Raw genomic sequence first — 18,096 nt, 5'->3', positions numbered from 1 at the left:
ACGAGAAAGACCCTAGTACACCTTTTCGAGCCTCACGGGACTCAGTTAAAACGTGTGCATGAGTTTTGGTTCAAGCTACATGAGTTTTCTTTTTTTTCCTTTTCTACCACTGGTGCTTCAAACATCTGTCCGTTTCCATGTCCTTTTTCTTTTCCAGGCAGGATCAAATTCAATAAGATACCGATGATCGCTGCGAGGGCCATGCCTGCTATTTGGATATCTTCTGTCACTTGGACAAATGCCCCTCCGACACCGATGACAAGGATGACGGATGCGATGATAAGGTTTCTTTTTTCGCCGAAGTCGATTTGATTATCAATCAGCATACGCAAACCGCTGGATGCGATGATTCCGAAGAGCAGGATCGACACACCGCCCATTACTGCTGATGGAATGGATCCGATAACAGCGGTAACCATACCGATGAATCCGAAGACGATGGCGATGACTGCCGCACCACCGATGACAAAGACGCTGTAGACGCGCGTGATAGCCAGCACTCCGATATTCTCCCCATAAGTCGTGTTCGGTGGTCCACCGAGACAAGAAGCGATAAAGGTCGCTACCCCATCCCCTAAGATGGATTTGTCCAATCCCGGTTCTTTCAAGAAGTTCTTGCCGACAACCTTAGACAGAACCATTTGGTCTCCCGTATGCTCTGTAATAGTCACAAGGGCGAATGGCACCATCAGGAAGGCGATTTCCCAACTAATCACTTCCAGCGGGGAAAAGTCTACAAAAGGAATAATGAAACCTGGCATCTGGAAGATCGCTGCAACGCTACCAGCTAGAGATCCAGCAGTGGTTATCGCTGTCCATTCTTCCTGAATGGCGCTTGTATCAACAATTCCTTGAGTCATTGCAAACACATACCCTCCGACGATTCCGAACAAAATCGGCAGCAAGGAGAAGAACCCTTTAAAATAAATCGATGCGATTATCGTGATTGCCAGGGTAACAAGTGCGACCAATAAATGGGTGCCACTATAAATGTTCTCTTCCTGGCCGGGCAAGTACATCGCCATGTCGATAGCCGTTGATGCAAGTCCGAGACCGATGACGATGATTACTGGTCCTACAACGATCGGTGGCAGAAGATTCATGAGCCACTTTGTACCGAAGAGCGATATGAGCAAGGCCACCAAGCCGTAGACGAGACCGGCAAGAAAGCTTCCGACCATGGCTCCAGGAATTCCGCTTGAATTCGATACTTGAATGATCGGTGCAATAAAAGCAAAGCTTGACCCGAGATAAGCAGGTACTTTACCTCTAGTGATCAATAGATAAGCGAGTGTTCCAACCCCGCTTGAGACAAGGGCGACGGCCGGTGGTAGTCCTGTTAAAAATGGGACAAGGATAGTCGCTCCGAACATAGCGAATAGGTGTTGCAAACTGAGGACGAGCCATTTACTCATGGCTGGTACTTCGTTGACTTCAAGTGCTGCTTTATGTTGTTTCATTGATGATTCCTCCTTAAATTTTAGCGCTGAAGTCTGAGAGGGTTGAAATTTTCATAAAAAAACCTCTTTGCGCTCAAAAAGTCCGCAAAGAGGTAGACGTGTACTGCTACACGTAATCACTACGAACCTTTTAAGCCTCTCGGGACTTCCATTAAAGGTTGCTTTATTTATTTTTCGTAAATTTTCACTTCGTCCTGGTCATCCGTTTCCGATAAGGTGACGGTGATGATTTCATCCAGGGATGTCGGGACATTTTTACCAACGAAATCTGCCCGGATCGGCAATTCCCGGTGCCCCCGGTCTACTAAGACTGCGAGCTGAATTTCTTTCGGTCGACCATGGTCGATGAGAGCGTCCATTGCGGCACGCACCGTCCGACCCGTATAAAGGACATCATCGACGAGGATGACTTTCTTTCCATCGATATCAGTTTCAATGTTCGTTTCTCTCAGTTGGGGTTCGGCTGCATTTTGTTCTGGAGTCAAATCGTCACGATAAAGCGTGATATCAAGCTCTCCATCAGCAACATCCGTTCCCTCAATTTCCTGTATCTTATTTTTCAGGCGTTGAGCGATGGGTACTCCACGGGTTTTTATTCCAACAAGCACCACGTTTTCGATTCCCTTGTTCTTCTCTATAATTTCATGAGAGATTCTCGTCAAAGCTCTCCGAATCGCTGCATCATCCAGTACGATCGCTTTTTCGTTCATCACCGCTCGCTCCTCCTTCGCTTAATTCTCAAGGTATACAAAAAGCCCCTTTTCCACATAAAGGCAGAAAAGGGGCTTTTCCATACACATATCCTGTGTACGAACCGTCACCTTTCCAGCCTCACGGGACTGTCTTTAAAGGTCTTTATATTCTATTGATGATTATGCCAAAACCAAAGCTGTTTGTCAACTAAGATCTTTACTGGATTATTCTCTCATTTCTAAATAACTCAGTGTTTCAGCAAAATCCTCGGGAGGTTCTACCTCGAACTTTTTCCATTCACCTGTACGAGGGTGTTCGAATCCAAGCGATTTAGCATGAAGTGCTTGACCGTTCAAATCCAATGTTTTACGCGGACCATATTTAGGATCCCCTGCAAGCGGGTGACTAATATAACGCATGTGGACACGGATCTGGTGCGTACGTCCCGTCTCGAGCGTACACTCGACTAAAGTGAAATCAGCGAAATGACGAAGGACACGGAAGTGAGTGACCGCTTCTCTTCCATCATCGACGACCGCCATTTTTTGTCTATCTTTCGGATCTCGTCCGATCGGTGCATCGATGGTTCCATATTCGTGATGGATTTCTCCATGGACAATCGCTTCATACTTACGTTCCACCGTCTTCTTGGATAGTTGATCTGCTAAAGACTTATGGGCAAGATCATTTTTGGCGACCATCAATAAACCACTCGTATCTTTATCGATCCGATGGACAATACCAGGACGCTCCACCCCGTTAATGCCTGACAGATCTTTCACATGATGAAGGAGTGCATTAACAAGCGTTCCTGAATAATGACCGGCTGATGGATGGATGACCATTCCGGAAGGCTTGTTGACAACAATGACATCCTCGTCCTGATAAACGATATCAATCGGTATGTTTTCTGGCACTATATCCATCGGTTCCGGGGCAGGAATAGTCCAGGTGATGGTTTCCCCTTCCTGAACTTTATAATTGCTTTTCACGGATTTACCATCGACAAGTATAACGTCATCCTTCACCCATCCCTGAATTTGGGACCTGGATGCGTCATCGATGATATCAGTCAACAATTTATCAATCCGTTTCGATTGATCCTTTTCTGTAACTTTATACTGTTCACTCACGTTTCCAAACTTCCTTTCTTTTTCCGCTCATCCACAAACGTCGCTATCATAACAAATATGACTCCGACCACTAGAGCAGAATCCGCAACATTAAAAATAGGAAAATTATAGGAAAAGATGTACGTATTTACAAAATCGACGACTTCTTTCCTGAATACTCTATCAATAAAGTTCCCAATTGCACCAGATAGAATCAATGCAAGTGCTACACCGACAAAACGGCTTTCTTTTCCATATTGATGAAGATAATAAATGACAAAACCGATAACGACTACTGTAATGATGTAAAAGAACCACATTTGGCCTTGAAGGATTCCCCAGGCTGCTCCCTGGTTTCGGTGGGAGGTCAAATAAAGGAAATCTTCGATCATCGGTATACTTTGTCCTATGTTCATATTTGTTACTACAAGCCACTTCGTCCATTGGTCAAGTAGGATGACAGCAATGGCGATGATATAATACACAATCATAAGCGTCCTCCATGAATCTTATTCCTAGCATATTGTACCACAAAACTACATCCTTGTATTAATCTCCCTCATCTACATCAGCAGACTTATACATTAAACTTGGTTTCGAGATATTGTGTGAGTTGATTGGGACTTCGGGGAATGGTTCGCTTTCCGCGGGAGCGCAGGAGTCTCACCATTTCCCTATGCCCCTTGCTATAATATACCTCTCGAAAACGCTTGAGGTATAAGTTCCCATTCGTTGAGGAAGATCCACCCCGCAGTGTCATAAAATGCCTTTTCAGCTAAAAAGAATCCTATCATGAGGACAGCATTAATAGCGGGCCTACCATAATGTGAGCAGGAAGCTTTTCCCTCACTTCTTCGTTCCAGCCACATACGATAGGGAGAATCTCTACCCTCCTCCCCTAAAGTTTGGGGAATTTATCATTTCGAAATGCTGTAATCACACCACCAGAGTGCTTTACCTTTATCAAAATAAGGGTACCTATTCCTATTCGATGTCAAGAAACAGATTATGCAAGGACCGGTGGGGATGAGTCGCTTGCCGTCTTCCCCGCTGAAAGCGACTCATCCCCCATATCACCTTACTCTCATCAGCATCTAGGGAGGAACAAGAAAAGGTGCCGTGTGGTTTGGACGGCACCTTGGTGGGGAAATGTTTCATTTCAATATGTAAGATCTACTCTTAAGACTGAGAAGAGTACTCTTGTTCCATTTTCCGTTCGACTTCTTTCTCATCGTCGAGTTCTGTATCGAACAGATGATCCCAATCATCATTGTCGATCATATCGATTTGGGCTTCCACGAGCATACGTAATCTTGTTTTGAAGACTTTCGCCTGCTTTTTCATATCTTCCACTTCAATAGAAATTCGACGGGACTTTTCAAGCGCATCATTTACGATTCGATCGGCATTCTTTTCTGCCTCTTTTATAATAAGTTTGGATTCTTTATTCGCACTGCTCTTCACATCTTCTGCCGTCTCTTGGGCGACGAGAATCGATTTGTTCAATGTCGTCTCTATATCATTGAAATGTCCTAGTCGTTCGTTTAACTGGTTCACTTCACGCTCTAATTCTTTCTTTTGACGGATGACGATTTCATAATCTTTGATTACCTGATCGAGGAATTCATTGACTTCATCCTCGTCATAGCCTCTGAATCCGCGTGTGAATTCTTTGTTATGGATATCCAGTGGTGTTAATGGCACACCATCCACCTCCTCAACTCTTCTAGTAAATAATAATTCGACAGAAAGCTACGAATTCCTTCTTCTTCACATATTTAATTTAACTTAGCTGTCATCACTTTATATTTCTCTTTTCTCGTTTGACCGTTTATTTCATCCAGACGGCTTCTGCCTTTTCCTCTCAGGGAAATAAGGTCTCCCTTCTCTAATGAAAAGGCAGGGTTTTCCACCGTACGAAAGTTGACCTTCACACGCCCACCTTCAATGAACATGGAAGCTTTTTTACGTGACATGCCGTAAATCTCTTTGACCATGACATCGAGCCGGAGAGAAGAAACAGTCGTTTCCTTCGCTACCCATGATTCTTTACTCTCCATAAGTTTTTCCCATGGAATCTCGACAAACTCGACATTTGACTTTTTAATACCTGTCAAATTCATTTTGATATAATCACTGATCTCAGAGGCAGCTGTCAACTGAATAACCCCATCCTGTACAACGAGATCCCCCATTTTTTCACGTCGTACACCGAGGGACATGAAGGCACCCAGCACATCTCTGTGTTCCAGGGTCACAAATTTTTCAGGATACGTTGCTTCTAACAATGTCAGCTGGTAATCCTCTTTTTCAATCACTTCGTAATCAGGAGCGATGATCGCACGTTTACGTTCACTGTAATCCGCGCCCCCTTCAAGTCCGTAAATAAGATCAGCTTCATTTCCCATAACTGCCTTGAATATCATCTGCTCCCGGGGGTTAAGAAAATCACTTCGTTTCCGTTGATATTTTAGAGCAACGTCTTCTCTCCAGGAGAGGACTTGATCGATAAACGGCTGTTCTTCTTTTCGAAAATGCTGATAGATCTCCAATAAAAAAACCTCCATAACTACCAAAAGGAACAGACGCGAGAGCATCGTTATCAGCTCTGATCTGTTCCTCACCTTATAATCCCATTATCATGAAATAAAGCTCACGCAATCCTGAACGAGCGAAGTTCAAGACTAAAATTGCCACGATTGGTGATATATCAATCATGCCTAGTGGTGGGATGATTTTTCGGAATGGCTCTAAGAAAGGTTCCGCCAACCGTGAAAGGACTTCTCCAAAACTAGACTCTCTAGCTCCCGGGAACCAGGACATCAGAATATAGATAATGAGTATCCAAGAGTATATTTGTAATGCTGTCATTAAAATCTGGAACAAAAACGCCATGTCTTACCACCTTCTACTAATGTCATCTTCTTGTGCCATCATTTCAGAAATCGATCCAGAAATCTCTACATTATCCGGTGTGCAGAGAAATGTCTGGGTGCCGAGTTTCTGAATATCTCCTCCTATAGCATATACGGTTCCGCTCAAAAAATCTACAATACGTTTAGCCTGGTGATGATCGACTCTTTGAAGGTTGATTACGACTGCCCTTCTATTCACTAACTGATCTGCTATGTCCTGGGCTTCGTTGTAACTGCTCGGCTCACTTAAAACCATTTTGGACGAAGATTTAGCGCTTTTCAGGCTAACGACATTCCCCTGCTCCTGCTTTTTATCACTCCGTTGCTTAGGCGAAGGCTCTTCAACATTCTCCTCTTCAATTTCTTCTTCGACATATTCATAATCGTCATCCCAGAAAAAAGAACGGAATTTATTTTTCATGCTCATTATCATCACCCCTATTTTTTATTCACCGACAAGGCTGGACCCTAACCGGATATGTGTCGCTCCTTCTTCAATCGCAATGGTGTAATCGTTGCTCATCCCCATAGAGAGATATTCACAAGGGGCATGTTTGTACCTCTTGTCACGGATACGGTCTCTTAATGCCCGTAATTGCCGAAAGATTCCCCGGAGCTTTTCTTCATCCTCTGTATGAGGAGCCATCGTCATCAGGCCGACGATCCTAATATTTTCGTAATTTTCCAATGTCTCCACAAATGACTCCACTTCTGATGTATTCAATCCGTGCTTAGATTCTTCTTCACTCACATTAACCTGAATGAAGCAAGGGATTTTCGAATGTGCCCGTTTGTTGATTTCTTTAGCCAATGATTTCCGATCCAATGAATGAATCATGGAAACTTGTCCGATGATATCTTTCACTTTACGCGATTGCAGTGTTCCGATAAAGTGCCATGCCGCTTCCTCACCAATGGTTTCATACTTTTCGAGTAAGCCTTCTTTCCGGTTTTCCCCTAAGTGTTTGATACCTGCTTGCAGCGCTTCCTGAGCACGCTCGGTAGATACATATTTTGTTACGGCTATGACTGTGATCTCTTCCTTGGCACGCTTGCAATTTTCACAAGCTTGTTCGATGTTTTTCTTTATTTCTGCAAAGTTTGCTTCAACTGACATCCAAATACTCCTTCCCGCTCATCAAGGTCGAAGGGCGATATAACCGAGCATCCGCCCTGTTTTACCTCGATCGCGCCGATGGGAATAATATAATTCGTTTTCCTCGTATGTACAAGCCCCCGACACTTGAATGTTTTGCGCCGGAATTCCTGTATCTATCATTATCCGGCGATGAAGTGTTTTTAAATCTAATTGATATTTACCATTTTGGTGATCCACCACACACTCATTTTTATACTGTGATGGAATATGATCCACAACTTTTTGATCCACTTCATAATGATTTTTACCGATGGACGGACCAATGACAACTTGCAAATCTTTTACTTGGCAACCATTTTCACGAAGGGCTTCAATCATTTTGGCACCCATTCCGTGGACAGTTCCTTTCCACCCAGCGTGGGCAATACCAATCCAATTTGTGGTTGGATCAAAAAAATATAAAGGCACACAATCTGCAAAAAAAGCGCCGAGAACAAGATCCTTTTCATTTGTAATCAATCCATCTACGCCACCTATAGCTGTTGACATTGAATAAGATCCAGCACCAGCTGATTTAAAGTCGACAGCTTTCACTTCTGTGCCATGCACCTGCTCTCCAATGATCCACTTCTCAAGTGGAATATCCAACTCCTGAGCGAGTTCTTGTCTATTTTGTATCACTGCCTCTTTTTCATCGGATACATGGAGCCCCATATTCAATGTATCAAACGGGGCTTCACTATGACCACCTTGACGAGTTGTCAATCCAGCATTCACAACCGGATGAAAATTAAAACAAGTTTGTTTTCTCTTCGTATGTGTTTTGAAGGGTTCCATTTTTCTACCACCTCAATTTCCCTCCATTTTAACACATTTTTCATCCTATTTCTTGTTTTATTCTTCTGAATCTGTCTTTTGCACCGTAGAAATTCCTTTATATCCCGACTTTTTCACTAAAATGACATCTGCACCGATATTAACAATCTGATCCCACGGTATCGTCATTTCTTCTTCTTTACCAAAAAGCCCCATCGCTTTCCCTTTCAATGTTAAAACAAGCCCTTTCAGGCGTCCTCTTTGTGTATCGATATCAAGATCGCTAATATATCCAAGGCGTTCCCCTGTTTCCATTGCAATAACATCTTTCATTTGCAGTTCAGTAATTTTCATTTAGTCCTCACACTCCTTATTCTCACTATATGCATAGATGCTGGAAATTAGAAAAAGGAGAAAATGACAAACCACAAGAAAGTAATCCTTATTCAACATAATGGCAGTATTCTGGAAGACTCGATTTCGAGACTTTTATTGCGAATAAGGGTCGGTGGGGGATAAGTCGCTTTCCGCGGGGAAGACGGCAAGCCTCCTCGGTCACTTCATGACCTACGGGGTCTCGCCAATCTATCCTTTGCCGCAGGAGTCTCCTCATCCCCCACCCCCCTTGCCGTAAAAGTTACTCGAAATCGCCAAACAATAACCCTGCCATAAGTAGAGAAAGAATAGCACTTCAAGCCTGTGATTACTGTATTTTCACTTACATCATGCTGCTTCCTTTACTTGAAGGTGGTTTCGAAATACTTATCATGGAAAGGGGCGGAGGGAAACGGTGAGACTCCTATTTTGAAAGTGGAAGTGCCTTGATTAGCGGCGTATGGACTGGACATTCAAATGTGGAGGGGTCTTGGTGAGCCTCGACAAGCTTAACAACAATCATTACAGGGAGTGTTCTTCTTCCTGAAATGACTAGTAAAGAAGTTCGGTTAAGTTCGCAACGTCCTGTTGCAACACCGAACGACCCCGCTTCCTGTGAGGCCTAAGACCTCGAGAGGCTAGACACCGGAACTAGCCTGGAGTTCGAGGAGATAAAGGAAACACGAAGAGCGTAGCGATTCGATGTTGACTTATTGTACAGAAGCGAGGGAAGTCTCACTAGCCGCTAGGCACTGGAGCTGGATAGCACTCGTATGGTTTAAGATCTCAGAAAAAGATTTAACCTCAAATGGTTTTACAACTGGGATTTGCGGGACAGGTGAGACCCCACAGACCTTTAGCTCGAGGAGGCTCACCGCCCGCCCCACGGAAAGTGTTCAAATGTGGAATCGCCCTGGGAGACACGACTGGCATAAGCAGAACATCAACGGAATGGGTTTTTATTCCTTTGATGTTCTGCTTATGACGCGAGTGTCTGGGCAGAAGCGTTTGCTTTCATTGGAACATGGATGAATTCATTTCTTTAATGGCCGCTTTTTCTAAACGGGATACCTGCGCTTGGGAGATTCCGATCTCTTCAGCGACTTCCATCTGGGTCTTTCCTTGAAAAAAGCGCTTCGTCAAAATCATTTTCTCACGGTCATTCAACTTCTTCATCCCTTCTCTAAGGGACAGTTCATCTAGCCATACAGAATCCTTTTCGCGGTCGTCTTTGAGTTGATCGACGACAAAAATTGGATCCCCACCGTCATTATAAATGGGTTCAAATAAAGAGACAGGATCTTGTATGGCGTCCATAGCAAAAACTACATCTTCGTGTGGAACACCCATTCGTTCGGCGATTTCATGAGGAGCTGGATCTTTACTCGTTTCACCGATCATTTTTTCTCGCATTTGCAGGGCTTTATATGCCGTATCCCGTAAAGATCTTGAAACACGGATCGGGTTGTTATCCCGTAAATACCTGCGAATCTCACCGATGATCATTGGTACAGCGTAAGTAGAAAATTTCACATTGTGGCTTAAATCAAAATTATCAATGGATTTCATTAATCCAATACATCCGACTTGGAATAAATCATCTCCATATTCCCCGCGATTATTAAATCGCTGAATTACGGACAGGACTAAACGAAGATTACCGTTGACCAATTGCTCGCGTGCCTCTATTTCTCCACTTTGCAAACGCTCGAACAGGTCTCTCATTTCTGTGTTTTTCAGTACCGGAAGTTTTGATGTATCTACGCCGCATATCTCTACTTTATGTCGTGTCAATGTAAGACCCTCCCAGGAAGCTGTAATCAGTTTTAAGTATCTCCCTGGGTGGGAATTTTATGCATGGGACAATCGCTGGGTGTTATACCATTTTATCGAATTCACGTTGCAACCTGCGAATAATCTTCTTCTCAAGCCTTGATATATAAGACTGTGAGATGCCCATCATATCAGCAACATCTTTTTGTGTTTTTTCTTTTTTGCCAATCAAGCCGAAACGGAGTTCCATGATTTGTTTTTCTCGATCATTTAATTGCTCCAAAGCAGATTTCAGCAACTTTTTATCAATCTTTTTCTCTATTCCTTTTGTAATTAAATCCTCATCTGTCCCAAGAATATCTGAAAGAAGAAGTTCGTTTCCATCCCAATCGACATTAAGCGGTTCATCAAAGGAAACTTCTGTTTTAAGTTTGTTACTCTTTCGCAAGTGCATAAGAATCTCGTTTTCAATACACCTTGATGCGTAAGTAGCCAATTTAATCTTTTTCTCAGGATCAAAAGTATTAACAGCTTTAATCAAACCGATGGTACCAATACTAATCAAATCCTCTATGTTCAACCCTGTGTTTTCAAACTTCCTAGCAATATAGACGACAAGACGCAAATTTCTTTCGATAAGCATAGCTCTTGCTGCCTTATCCCCTTTTGGAAGGAGTTCGAGTAGTTGCTTTTCTTCTTCTCTTGATAAAGGCGGGGGCAAAGCCTCGCTTCCGCCAATGTAATAGATCTCATCCTGTTTAATGCCTAACTTCATAAGTATACGGTAGTACCATAGTCGTGCCTTAAAGAGCCACCTGAACATCGAATCCCCCTCCTGGAATCACGCTGATTTACCTTTTACCATCATCTGCGGATGAATGAGCATTTGATAAAGACGATCATGATTCAAGTCTTGATGTTGAACTCCTAACAACGGATGTTTCATCTCCAAATTCCCGGCATCTGTTTTTACTGTGATTTTATCTACGAGCAGTGTTAAAAGCAGCTGACCATTAACGCCTGCCGCCTGATAAGGTACAAGGCGGATGGATGATTGAATTTCTTCCGGCAGTTCATCCATCGAAGAAATGACCTTTTCTACCTCCAAACAATCGAGGTCTTCCTTAGATAAAAATTGCTCCCAAACAAATGGATCAGCAAGGAATACCATCTTTCGGCTAATAGGATCGATTAATTGATTGCCACTATCCACTAAACCTTTGCAGTGAGCGAGCCGTCCATTCCATTCAATCGTTACCTCATAAAGGTCCTCAAGCTTCATTCTGTGTACACTTACCTGGTTCAAGCGCCATTTAGTAAAGAAATAAGAGCTGGGAAAGCCTATTATTACAAACAACCAACTGACCGGGTCCCCATAACCACCACTGAACGTTACGACTGAGCCCCCTTGTAAGCTGATTTCTGTCGCTAAAAAGTAGTGAACCCCCATCATGGTTCCACCAATAGCAAAAGTAATAAAATAAAAACTGATCCACCTGGCAAAAAATGCACGGAGAGAGGTGTAAGAAAAGGCTACCCATATGATCAACATCGAAAAAACGATTTTCCCGACACTGCTGACAAGCCAGGAGTCTGGCATATAAATGGTAATCGGAACAATTGCAGAAGCAACAAACGCGCCGGCCATCATTCTTGTTTTTGATGATTTCGCTCTTGTAATCCCCTGTGTAAGCGATAAGATCATGCCATCCATCAACAGATTGAGCAACCAAACAGCATCAAGGTATATTATCTCCTCTCCCCTCCCTCCATCTCTGCTGTTAAAGAAAATTATAAGCCCGTCCGTCTAAAAAGTCTGTCACAATCTGAACCTGTAACTAGCAAGTTTTGTAGAAGCATGGAAAGAATTCCCCCCCACCTTTACACAAAAGCTCCTCTTGAAGACTCAGTTTCGAGACGTTTGTTTGTGAATATGGTGGGTGGGAAAACGAGTCGCTTTCCGCGGGGATGGCGTCAAGCCTCCTCGAGCTAAAGCTCTGCGGGGTCTTGCCTGCCCATCCATTCCCGCAGGAGTCTCCCCGTTTTCCCACCCACCATACGATAAAAAGATACGCGAAACTACCTTCACAGGAGAGGAGCTTTGGATACTGAAAATGCTATAACCGCTAATTTAACGCATGGTCCTCCATTCACATAGGGCAGGTACACTCTCATGTGATTTCGAGAAACACATATAGGAAAAGGGGCGGAGGGGAATTGGGGAGAATCCTGCCAGTTAGAAGAATAAGAGGAGGATATGATGAAGACAAAAAAGTCCCGCTACACTTTGGAGAGTGTAGCGGGACTTTATTTGATATTATCTGCGACGATTACGATTTCTTAAGAATGTAGGAATGTCGAGAGTATCTTCTTCTTGTGGTTTTTGTTGCGGTTGAGGAGCCTGACGACGAGGCTGCTCTTCGCGAATATTACGCTCTGGCTGTTGCTCTACTTGCTTTTGCTGATTAACAGGATTTACAGTTGGGCGCTTTTTCTGTTGACCTTGGGCAATTTGAGCTTCATCGAAACCAGTTGCGATAACTGTTACAACGATTTCATCTTTTAAGTTTTCATTGATGACTGAGCCGAAGATCACATTCACTTCCTGGTCTGCAGCAGAGGTTACGATATCGGCTGCTTCTTGAACTTCATAAAGGCTCAAGTTCGCTCCACCACTAATGTTCATCAAGACTCCGTGAGCTCCGTCGATAGAGGTTTCAAGTAGTGGGGAAGAGATGGCCTTCTTAGCTGCTTCAGCTGCTCGGCTTTCTCCTGTTGCAATACCGATACCCATTAGGGCGGAACCTTTGTCCACCATGATTGTTTTAACGTCGGCAAAGTCCACGTTGATCAACCCAGGAACAGCAATCAAGTCTGAAATACCCTGGACACCTTGACGAAGGACGTTATCCGCTTCACGGAACGCTTCGAGCATTGGTGTATTTTTGTCTACGATTTCTAGTAGACGATCGTTTGGAATGACGATAAGTGTATCGACAGCACCTTTAAGGCTTTCTGTACCACCACTCGCTTGGGTGGAGCGCTTACGTCCTTCAAAGGTGAATGGACGAGTGACAACACCGACAGTTAGGGCGCCGAGTTCTTTAGCTACCTGGGCGATGACTGGAGCTGCCCCTGTACCTGTTCCGCCTCCCATACCGGCAGTTACGAATACCATATCTGCGCCTTGAAGAGCCTCTTCGATTTGTTCTTTGCTTTCTTCAGCAGCTTTGCGTCCGACTTCCGGGTTCGCACCTGCTCCCAGACCGCGCGTCAGTTTACCACCGATTTGCATCTTCACTTCTGCTTTAGATAAGTTTAATGCCTGAGCATCAGTATTGACGGCGATGAATTCTACACCCTGAACACCGTGCTCAATCATACGGTTGACGGCATTGCTACCACCGCCACCTACTCCGATTACTTTAATGGTTGCCAGTTGGTCCATGCTTGTATCAAAATCTAACATCTTACGTTCCTCCTAATACACGAGATTACAAGATTTATTGGTTCGTCTGTCCATTGACCGACTCAAACTTGTTCATTAATCAAAGAAATACTTCAAAAGGTTGCTAAAGCCTGACTCTTTTTTCTTTTCTGGTTTCTCTTTTTCTTCTTTCGGTTGTTGTTGTTTCACCGCACGTTTTTGCTTTTTCGGCTGCGGTGGTTCTTGAATTTCACCTGATACGGAAGGAAATATCTCTTTTCCTTGTATTTTCGCATTACGATAGGCGAATTGCAAGATTCCTACTCCACTAGTGAACTGTGGTTCTCTCACTCCAATATAATCCGGAATGGCAAGTCTTACGTTTGCATGGAAAACATCCTGAGCCAGTTCTAATACTCCAGGCATGTTCATTGTACCCCCTGTGAGGACAAACCCACCTGGAAGCTCACGCACACCCATTCGTTGGATCTCTTGGGCTGCGAAGACAAAAATTTCTTCTAGTCTAGCTTCAATCATATCAGAGATTTGCAACTGATTGAATGCCTGTTGACGATTACTTCCAATAATCGTGACAGAAAAATTTTCCTCTTCATTCGCATCATCGAAAAATGCATGGCCATGTTCTACTTTCACCTGCTCTGCTTCTTCTGTGGAAGTCCTCAAACCAATCGACAAGTCTTTCGTCAAATTGTCTCCACCGAAAGGAATCATGCTCGTTCCTTTCAAATGACCTTCTTCAAAAACAGAGATTGTTGTAGATCCGCCTCCAACATCAATTAAGGCGACACCCAAGTTTGTTTCATCGCCAGACAACGATACAGTTCCAGAAGCGAGCGGCTGCAAACAAACATCCAAAACTTCCAGACCTGCTCGTTCCACACATTTCAATGTATTATGTAAAACGGTTTTTGCGCAGGTAATAATCATGCCTTCCATTTCCAGACGAACACCAATCATACCACGTGGGTCGGTAATTTCATCCTGCCCATCTACGATGAATTGGCGTGGAATAACATCGATGATTTCCCGTTCAGGTGGAACGGACACCACCTGGGCAGCATCAATCACTCTAGTAATGTCTTCATTTCCAATTTCCCTGCTTTCGCTGGAAACTGCAACAACGCCATGACATGGTTGCAATTGGATATGGTTCCCGTTCACTCCGACAACTACACGATCTATTTTCATATCGACCATGCGTTCTGCTTGCTCTACAGCTGAACGAATCGAATGTACCGTCTGATCTATATCAACGATTGCTCCTTTTTTCATCCCGTTCGATTTTGCTGTACCGACCCCAATGATGTTGAGGTTATCATTCATAATTTCTCCTATAATCACTTTGATTCGACTTGTTCCTATATCTAAACTTACTAAAATTTCATTTTGATTCACCAGTGACGCACCTCCTGTAGCAAGCCATATAAGTAGTTCAAAGCATATCGAATTCACGCTTAAAAAACAATCATTGAAATACAAACGTAAATGAAATGATATATTCCGTAGTTAAAACCTCGGAACTTTAGAGAAAAAACTCACTCATATGTTGTTTTCCACAGAGTTTCGTGTTTTTCCTCTTATTTACGCTCATTTTTTTCTGAATTTCATTAGCAATTTTTGGTCGATGATCATCCTTCTTATTATAGCAAGGTTCCTAAACAACCGGACACCGAAGGCAAAGACCGCAGCCAAATATAGATCCACCCCTAACTGCACCCCGATAAAGGCAAGCAGGGCAGCTAAAGATATGTTGAAAATAAACCCTGTAAGAAAAACGGTATCATCAAAGTTTTTTTCGAGTTGAGCCCGAATTCCCCCAAATAATGTGTCGAACGCAGCGAGAACGGCAATGGAGAGATAATCGGAATAGGCATCCGGAATACGAATATCGGTTAAAACCCCTAAAGTGAGACCGATGATCAGAAATAAAATTGGCAACCACACATTAACCACCAGTTTCTTCTAAAATTTCTAAATGGAGGGCTCCATCAAATTCAGGTAAAAGGAGACTGTCCTTTAATTCGATTTTCATCTCCATATTATCGATATTGAAAATATCCTGCGTAGGACTTGCTTTCATATAATTGCGCAGTTTCGCAGGGTCTTCTGCCAAAACTTTCAAAGTGATAGGCAGGGATCCAATCGGCCGATTGTTAACATATGTGGAACCGTTGACATCTCTGATCGGAGAAAGGTTCGTAATCCTCTCTTCACCGATACTGATTTCATCCGCACCGTAAGTGTTCAACTCATTCAATAGCCGATGGAGCAAATGAGGGGATAATTCAGGATACGCCTGGCCGGTTACACTTTCTTCAAATATTGGAGCAATCGTCATTTCTATCCCTGCCCCTTCTACCTTATTTAGGCCAACCCTTTCCTCCAGCACCTCAATGGACTCTATTAATGTATCGAGTTGCTCTCCTGAAGACTGTTGTTCGTAATCTTCTATAGTCTGGTCAGCATCCGAGATACTCTCCAACAGTTCCTGCTGGGCGTCCTGTTGCCGTTGCAATTCCTCCCGTACTTCCCATACATCCCGCGTTTCTCTCATTTGGGATTCATAGGAAGTCGTTTGAAACTGGACTGCAACCATAAAGCCTATGAACAGGAAGACGATGGATACTAACCACTTTGTCCTCTTTTTCATGATGCTCACCCTTCAGTGGATAACCTTGCTTTCATTTCTATTTGATTATTCTTCGTCATATCGACTTCCACATTATCGTTGAGAAGCTGATCCACTACGCCTCTAGTCAAATTCAGGCTAGAATAGAGTACATCAGAATCACCGATGGCTGTGATTACAAAAGGAGCAGGATGCTGGATGCCGTCCACCGTAATAACAGGGCCTGTACATGCGATATAGCTATCCTTCATATACCTCTGTCCATTGATAGCAATAGCTTTCGCTCCCGCACTGAGGAGTTCATTGATGACGTTGTGCAGATGTGTTTCGTGCACAATGTATTGGTTAACCTGTTCCTCATCGGGGATATAGCCGGAGTCGCTTAAAACTATTTCCACTCCTTCGCCCTGGATCGGGATTTCACCATTAAGCATTTGCAGTTTTTTCTTCCTCTCAACAAAGTCAGCAACAGTTTGCTCCCGTCCAGCCATTTCATTTTCAAATTTTTGAATGATGTCCCGTTTTTCATTCAACTCATCCCTAAGTTGCTTGTTCCTGTTTTCCATATCCAACAATCGTTGTTGATAGAAATATTCTTTCTCCCATTGGGAATCATTCAGTTGAACCATCTGTGGAGAACTTTTAGTTTGTTGATAACTATAGCTGATGAGAAAACCGGAGACGAGCAGAACGAGGGACAGGATTACCGACTTACCCCTCCGTTTCATCGGCAGTTTCCTCCTCTTCCTGTACCTCATCTTCTTCCGCTGTATCATCTTCTCCCGCTGTATCATTCTCTGGGAACTCTTCGAAATAGGCCCCTACATCAATATGTATGATCCCTTCCGCCCCTTCGTCTAATTGGGAGACAATCGACGGATAAGCAGGCATTTTTTCAGCAAAGCTCCGGATCGAGGCCTGAACTTGATACCCATCATTCATATAAAGAAGTATTTGATAAGGATTCCCGTCCCGAGGATCCCAATGTATTTCTGAAATAAGACCAGCAACACTGCTTGGGAGCTCCTTCAATTCTTGGGAAATTTCCTTCAAATAAATCTCTTTCGTAAACCCGGCCAGAATCGGTGCATCTCCTCCAGGAAGGGCTGTCTGTCCTTCAAGTCTGGAACCGTCCTCCAAGATGGCATGATACATCCCATCATTTTTCACATAACCAATTCTTTCCGCTTCTTCCACTTCAATGGTGACTTTATTTGGAAAGGAACGGTCGATAGAAGCAAAGGTGATTTCTTGATGCGATTCAATCTGCTGTTTCATCTCATCTTCATCGACTCTCCAATAATTCGTGGATGTCGTTACACCGCCAAGCTCTTTGATTTCTTCTTCCGAAACGTGATATTGGCCTTCGACGACAATATTTCGAACGTTACTGAGTGGCGACTGGAGATAAATGACCAACGCAATCAGCAAAAAAAGAATAGTCAAATACAAAATCAGTCGACGATTCGCTTTTTTGCGTCTCGTCTGTTTCAGTTTAGGTATGCGATCTTCTATGGAAACCACTTTTCTTTCTTCCATAACGGGCATTTCTCCTTCTGGCTAGACACCCTTTCGCTGTTTGTCCTAGCTGTTTGAAAGAATTATATTTTTCTACCAGATAATGAGCATAGACTCAATATCTATACGCATCCTATTATATCACAAAAATAGGCAAACTAATTGATAGAGTTTTCCTAGTTTCCCATCTAATTTTTTACAAGAATGAGCGTATTTCGAGGGAACCAAAGTGATTTCGCTAAATTCGTTTACCCACTC

20 protein-coding genes are annotated in these 18,096 nt (G+C 43.4%); all 20 read right to left on the bottom strand.

Features of this window, described 5'->3' with window-relative positions:
* Positions 1 to 41: 41 nt before the first annotated feature.
* On the bottom strand, positions 42 to 1,460 hold the full coding sequence (locus BMZ58_RS10835; RefSeq protein ID WP_075036572.1) for a solute carrier family 23 protein: 1,419 nt from the start codon (positions 1,458 to 1,460) through the stop codon (positions 42 to 44).
* A 167-nt stretch (positions 1,461 to 1,627) separates the two neighbouring features.
* On the bottom strand, positions 1,628 to 2,170 hold the full coding sequence (gene pyrR / locus BMZ58_RS10830; protein ID WP_075036626.1) for a bifunctional pyr operon transcriptional regulator/uracil phosphoribosyltransferase PyrR: 543 nt from the start codon (positions 2,168 to 2,170) through the stop codon (positions 1,628 to 1,630).
* 207 nt (positions 2,171 to 2,377) lie between these two features.
* The gene (locus BMZ58_RS10825) at positions 2,378 to 3,286 is read right to left on the bottom strand and encodes an RluA family pseudouridine synthase (protein WP_075036571.1); all 909 of its coding nucleotides are present in this window, start codon (positions 3,284 to 3,286) and stop codon (positions 2,378 to 2,380) included.
* Positions 3,283 to 3,756, bottom strand: coding sequence for a signal peptidase II (lspA, locus tag BMZ58_RS10820; RefSeq protein WP_279626129.1), 474 nt, complete (start codon positions 3,754 to 3,756; stop codon positions 3,283 to 3,285). Before lspA ends, BMZ58_RS10825 begins: the two co-directional genes overlap by 4 nt.
* 688 nt (positions 3,757 to 4,444) lie before the next feature.
* The gene (locus BMZ58_RS10810; protein ID WP_075036569.1) at positions 4,445 to 4,969 is read right to left on the bottom strand and encodes a DivIVA domain-containing protein; all 525 of its coding nucleotides are present in this window, start codon (positions 4,967 to 4,969) and stop codon (positions 4,445 to 4,447) included.
* Between the two features lie 74 nt (positions 4,970 to 5,043).
* Positions 5,044 to 5,832, bottom strand: a complete 789-nt coding sequence (locus BMZ58_RS10805) for a YlmH family RNA-binding protein (RefSeq protein ID WP_425268653.1) — start codon at positions 5,830 to 5,832, stop codon at positions 5,044 to 5,046.
* Positions 5,833 to 5,890: 58 nt separating this feature from the next.
* A complete protein-coding gene (locus tag BMZ58_RS10800; RefSeq protein ID WP_075036567.1) occupies positions 5,891 to 6,160 on the bottom strand; it encodes a YggT family protein in 270 nt (89 codons plus the stop codon).
* Between the two features lie 3 nt (positions 6,161 to 6,163).
* A complete protein-coding gene (locus BMZ58_RS10795) occupies positions 6,164 to 6,607 on the bottom strand; it encodes a cell division protein SepF (protein ID WP_075036566.1) in 444 nt (147 codons plus the stop codon).
* Positions 6,608 to 6,625: 18 nt separating this feature from the next.
* Entirely contained in the window at positions 6,626 to 7,297 is a 672-nt protein-coding gene (locus BMZ58_RS10790) for a YggS family pyridoxal phosphate-dependent enzyme (protein WP_075036565.1), read from the bottom strand.
* Positions 7,298 to 7,318: 21 nt separating this feature from the next.
* Positions 7,319 to 8,116, bottom strand: a complete 798-nt coding sequence (pgeF, locus tag BMZ58_RS10785) for a peptidoglycan editing factor PgeF (protein WP_075036564.1) — start codon at positions 8,114 to 8,116, stop codon at positions 7,319 to 7,321.
* 57 nt (positions 8,117 to 8,173) lie between these two features.
* On the bottom strand, positions 8,174 to 8,449 hold the full coding sequence (locus tag BMZ58_RS10780) for a YlmC/YmxH family sporulation protein (RefSeq protein WP_075036563.1): 276 nt from the start codon (positions 8,447 to 8,449) through the stop codon (positions 8,174 to 8,176).
* Positions 8,450 to 9,484: 1,035 nt separating this feature from the next.
* Positions 9,485 to 10,264, bottom strand: a complete 780-nt coding sequence (gene sigG / locus BMZ58_RS10770; protein WP_075036561.1) for an RNA polymerase sporulation sigma factor SigG — start codon at positions 10,262 to 10,264, stop codon at positions 9,485 to 9,487.
* An 82-nt stretch (positions 10,265 to 10,346) separates the two neighbouring features.
* Positions 10,347 to 11,066, bottom strand: coding sequence for an RNA polymerase sporulation sigma factor SigE (gene sigE, locus BMZ58_RS10765; RefSeq protein ID WP_075036560.1), 720 nt, complete (start codon positions 11,064 to 11,066; stop codon positions 10,347 to 10,349).
* A gap of 18 nt (positions 11,067 to 11,084) precedes the next feature.
* On the bottom strand, positions 11,085 to 11,993 hold the full coding sequence (gene spoIIGA / locus BMZ58_RS10760; protein WP_279626133.1) for a sigma-E processing peptidase SpoIIGA: 909 nt from the start codon (positions 11,991 to 11,993) through the stop codon (positions 11,085 to 11,087).
* A 567-nt stretch (positions 11,994 to 12,560) separates the two neighbouring features.
* A complete protein-coding gene (ftsZ, locus tag BMZ58_RS10755) occupies positions 12,561 to 13,712 on the bottom strand; it encodes a cell division protein FtsZ (RefSeq protein ID WP_075036559.1) in 1,152 nt (383 codons plus the stop codon).
* A gap of 75 nt (positions 13,713 to 13,787) precedes the next feature.
* Positions 13,788 to 15,086: a cell division protein FtsA gene (gene ftsA / locus BMZ58_RS10750; protein WP_075036558.1), complete on the bottom strand. Its 1,299-nt coding sequence runs from the start codon at positions 15,084 to 15,086 to the stop codon at positions 13,788 to 13,790.
* 192 nt (positions 15,087 to 15,278) lie between these two features.
* Entirely contained in the window at positions 15,279 to 15,635 is a 357-nt protein-coding gene (locus BMZ58_RS10745) for a small basic family protein (RefSeq protein WP_075036557.1), read from the bottom strand.
* 1 nt (position 15,636) lies between these two features.
* Positions 15,637 to 16,341 (bottom strand): DUF881 domain-containing protein, encoded by a 705-nt coding sequence (locus tag BMZ58_RS10740; RefSeq protein WP_083412685.1) that lies wholly within the window; start codon positions 16,339 to 16,341, stop codon positions 15,637 to 15,639.
* Positions 16,342 to 16,346: 5 nt separating this feature from the next.
* The gene (locus tag BMZ58_RS10735) at positions 16,347 to 17,048 is read right to left on the bottom strand and encodes a DUF881 domain-containing protein (RefSeq protein WP_075036556.1); all 702 of its coding nucleotides are present in this window, start codon (positions 17,046 to 17,048) and stop codon (positions 16,347 to 16,349) included.
* Positions 17,032 to 17,859: a cell division protein FtsQ/DivIB gene (locus BMZ58_RS10730; RefSeq protein ID WP_075036555.1), complete on the bottom strand. Its 828-nt coding sequence runs from the start codon at positions 17,857 to 17,859 to the stop codon at positions 17,032 to 17,034. The genes BMZ58_RS10735 and BMZ58_RS10730 overlap by 17 nt, the downstream gene beginning before the upstream one ends.
* Between the last annotated feature and the right edge of the window lie 237 nt (positions 17,860 to 18,096).

The sequence above is a fragment of the Halobacillus dabanensis genome (assembly GCF_900114165.1).
GTDB classification, from domain to species: domain Bacteria; phylum Bacillota; class Bacilli; order Bacillales; family Halobacillaceae; genus Halobacillus; species Halobacillus dabanensis.
Note: the sequence above shows the minus strand (reverse complement) of the source record. Positions and strands in the feature narration are given on the sequence as shown.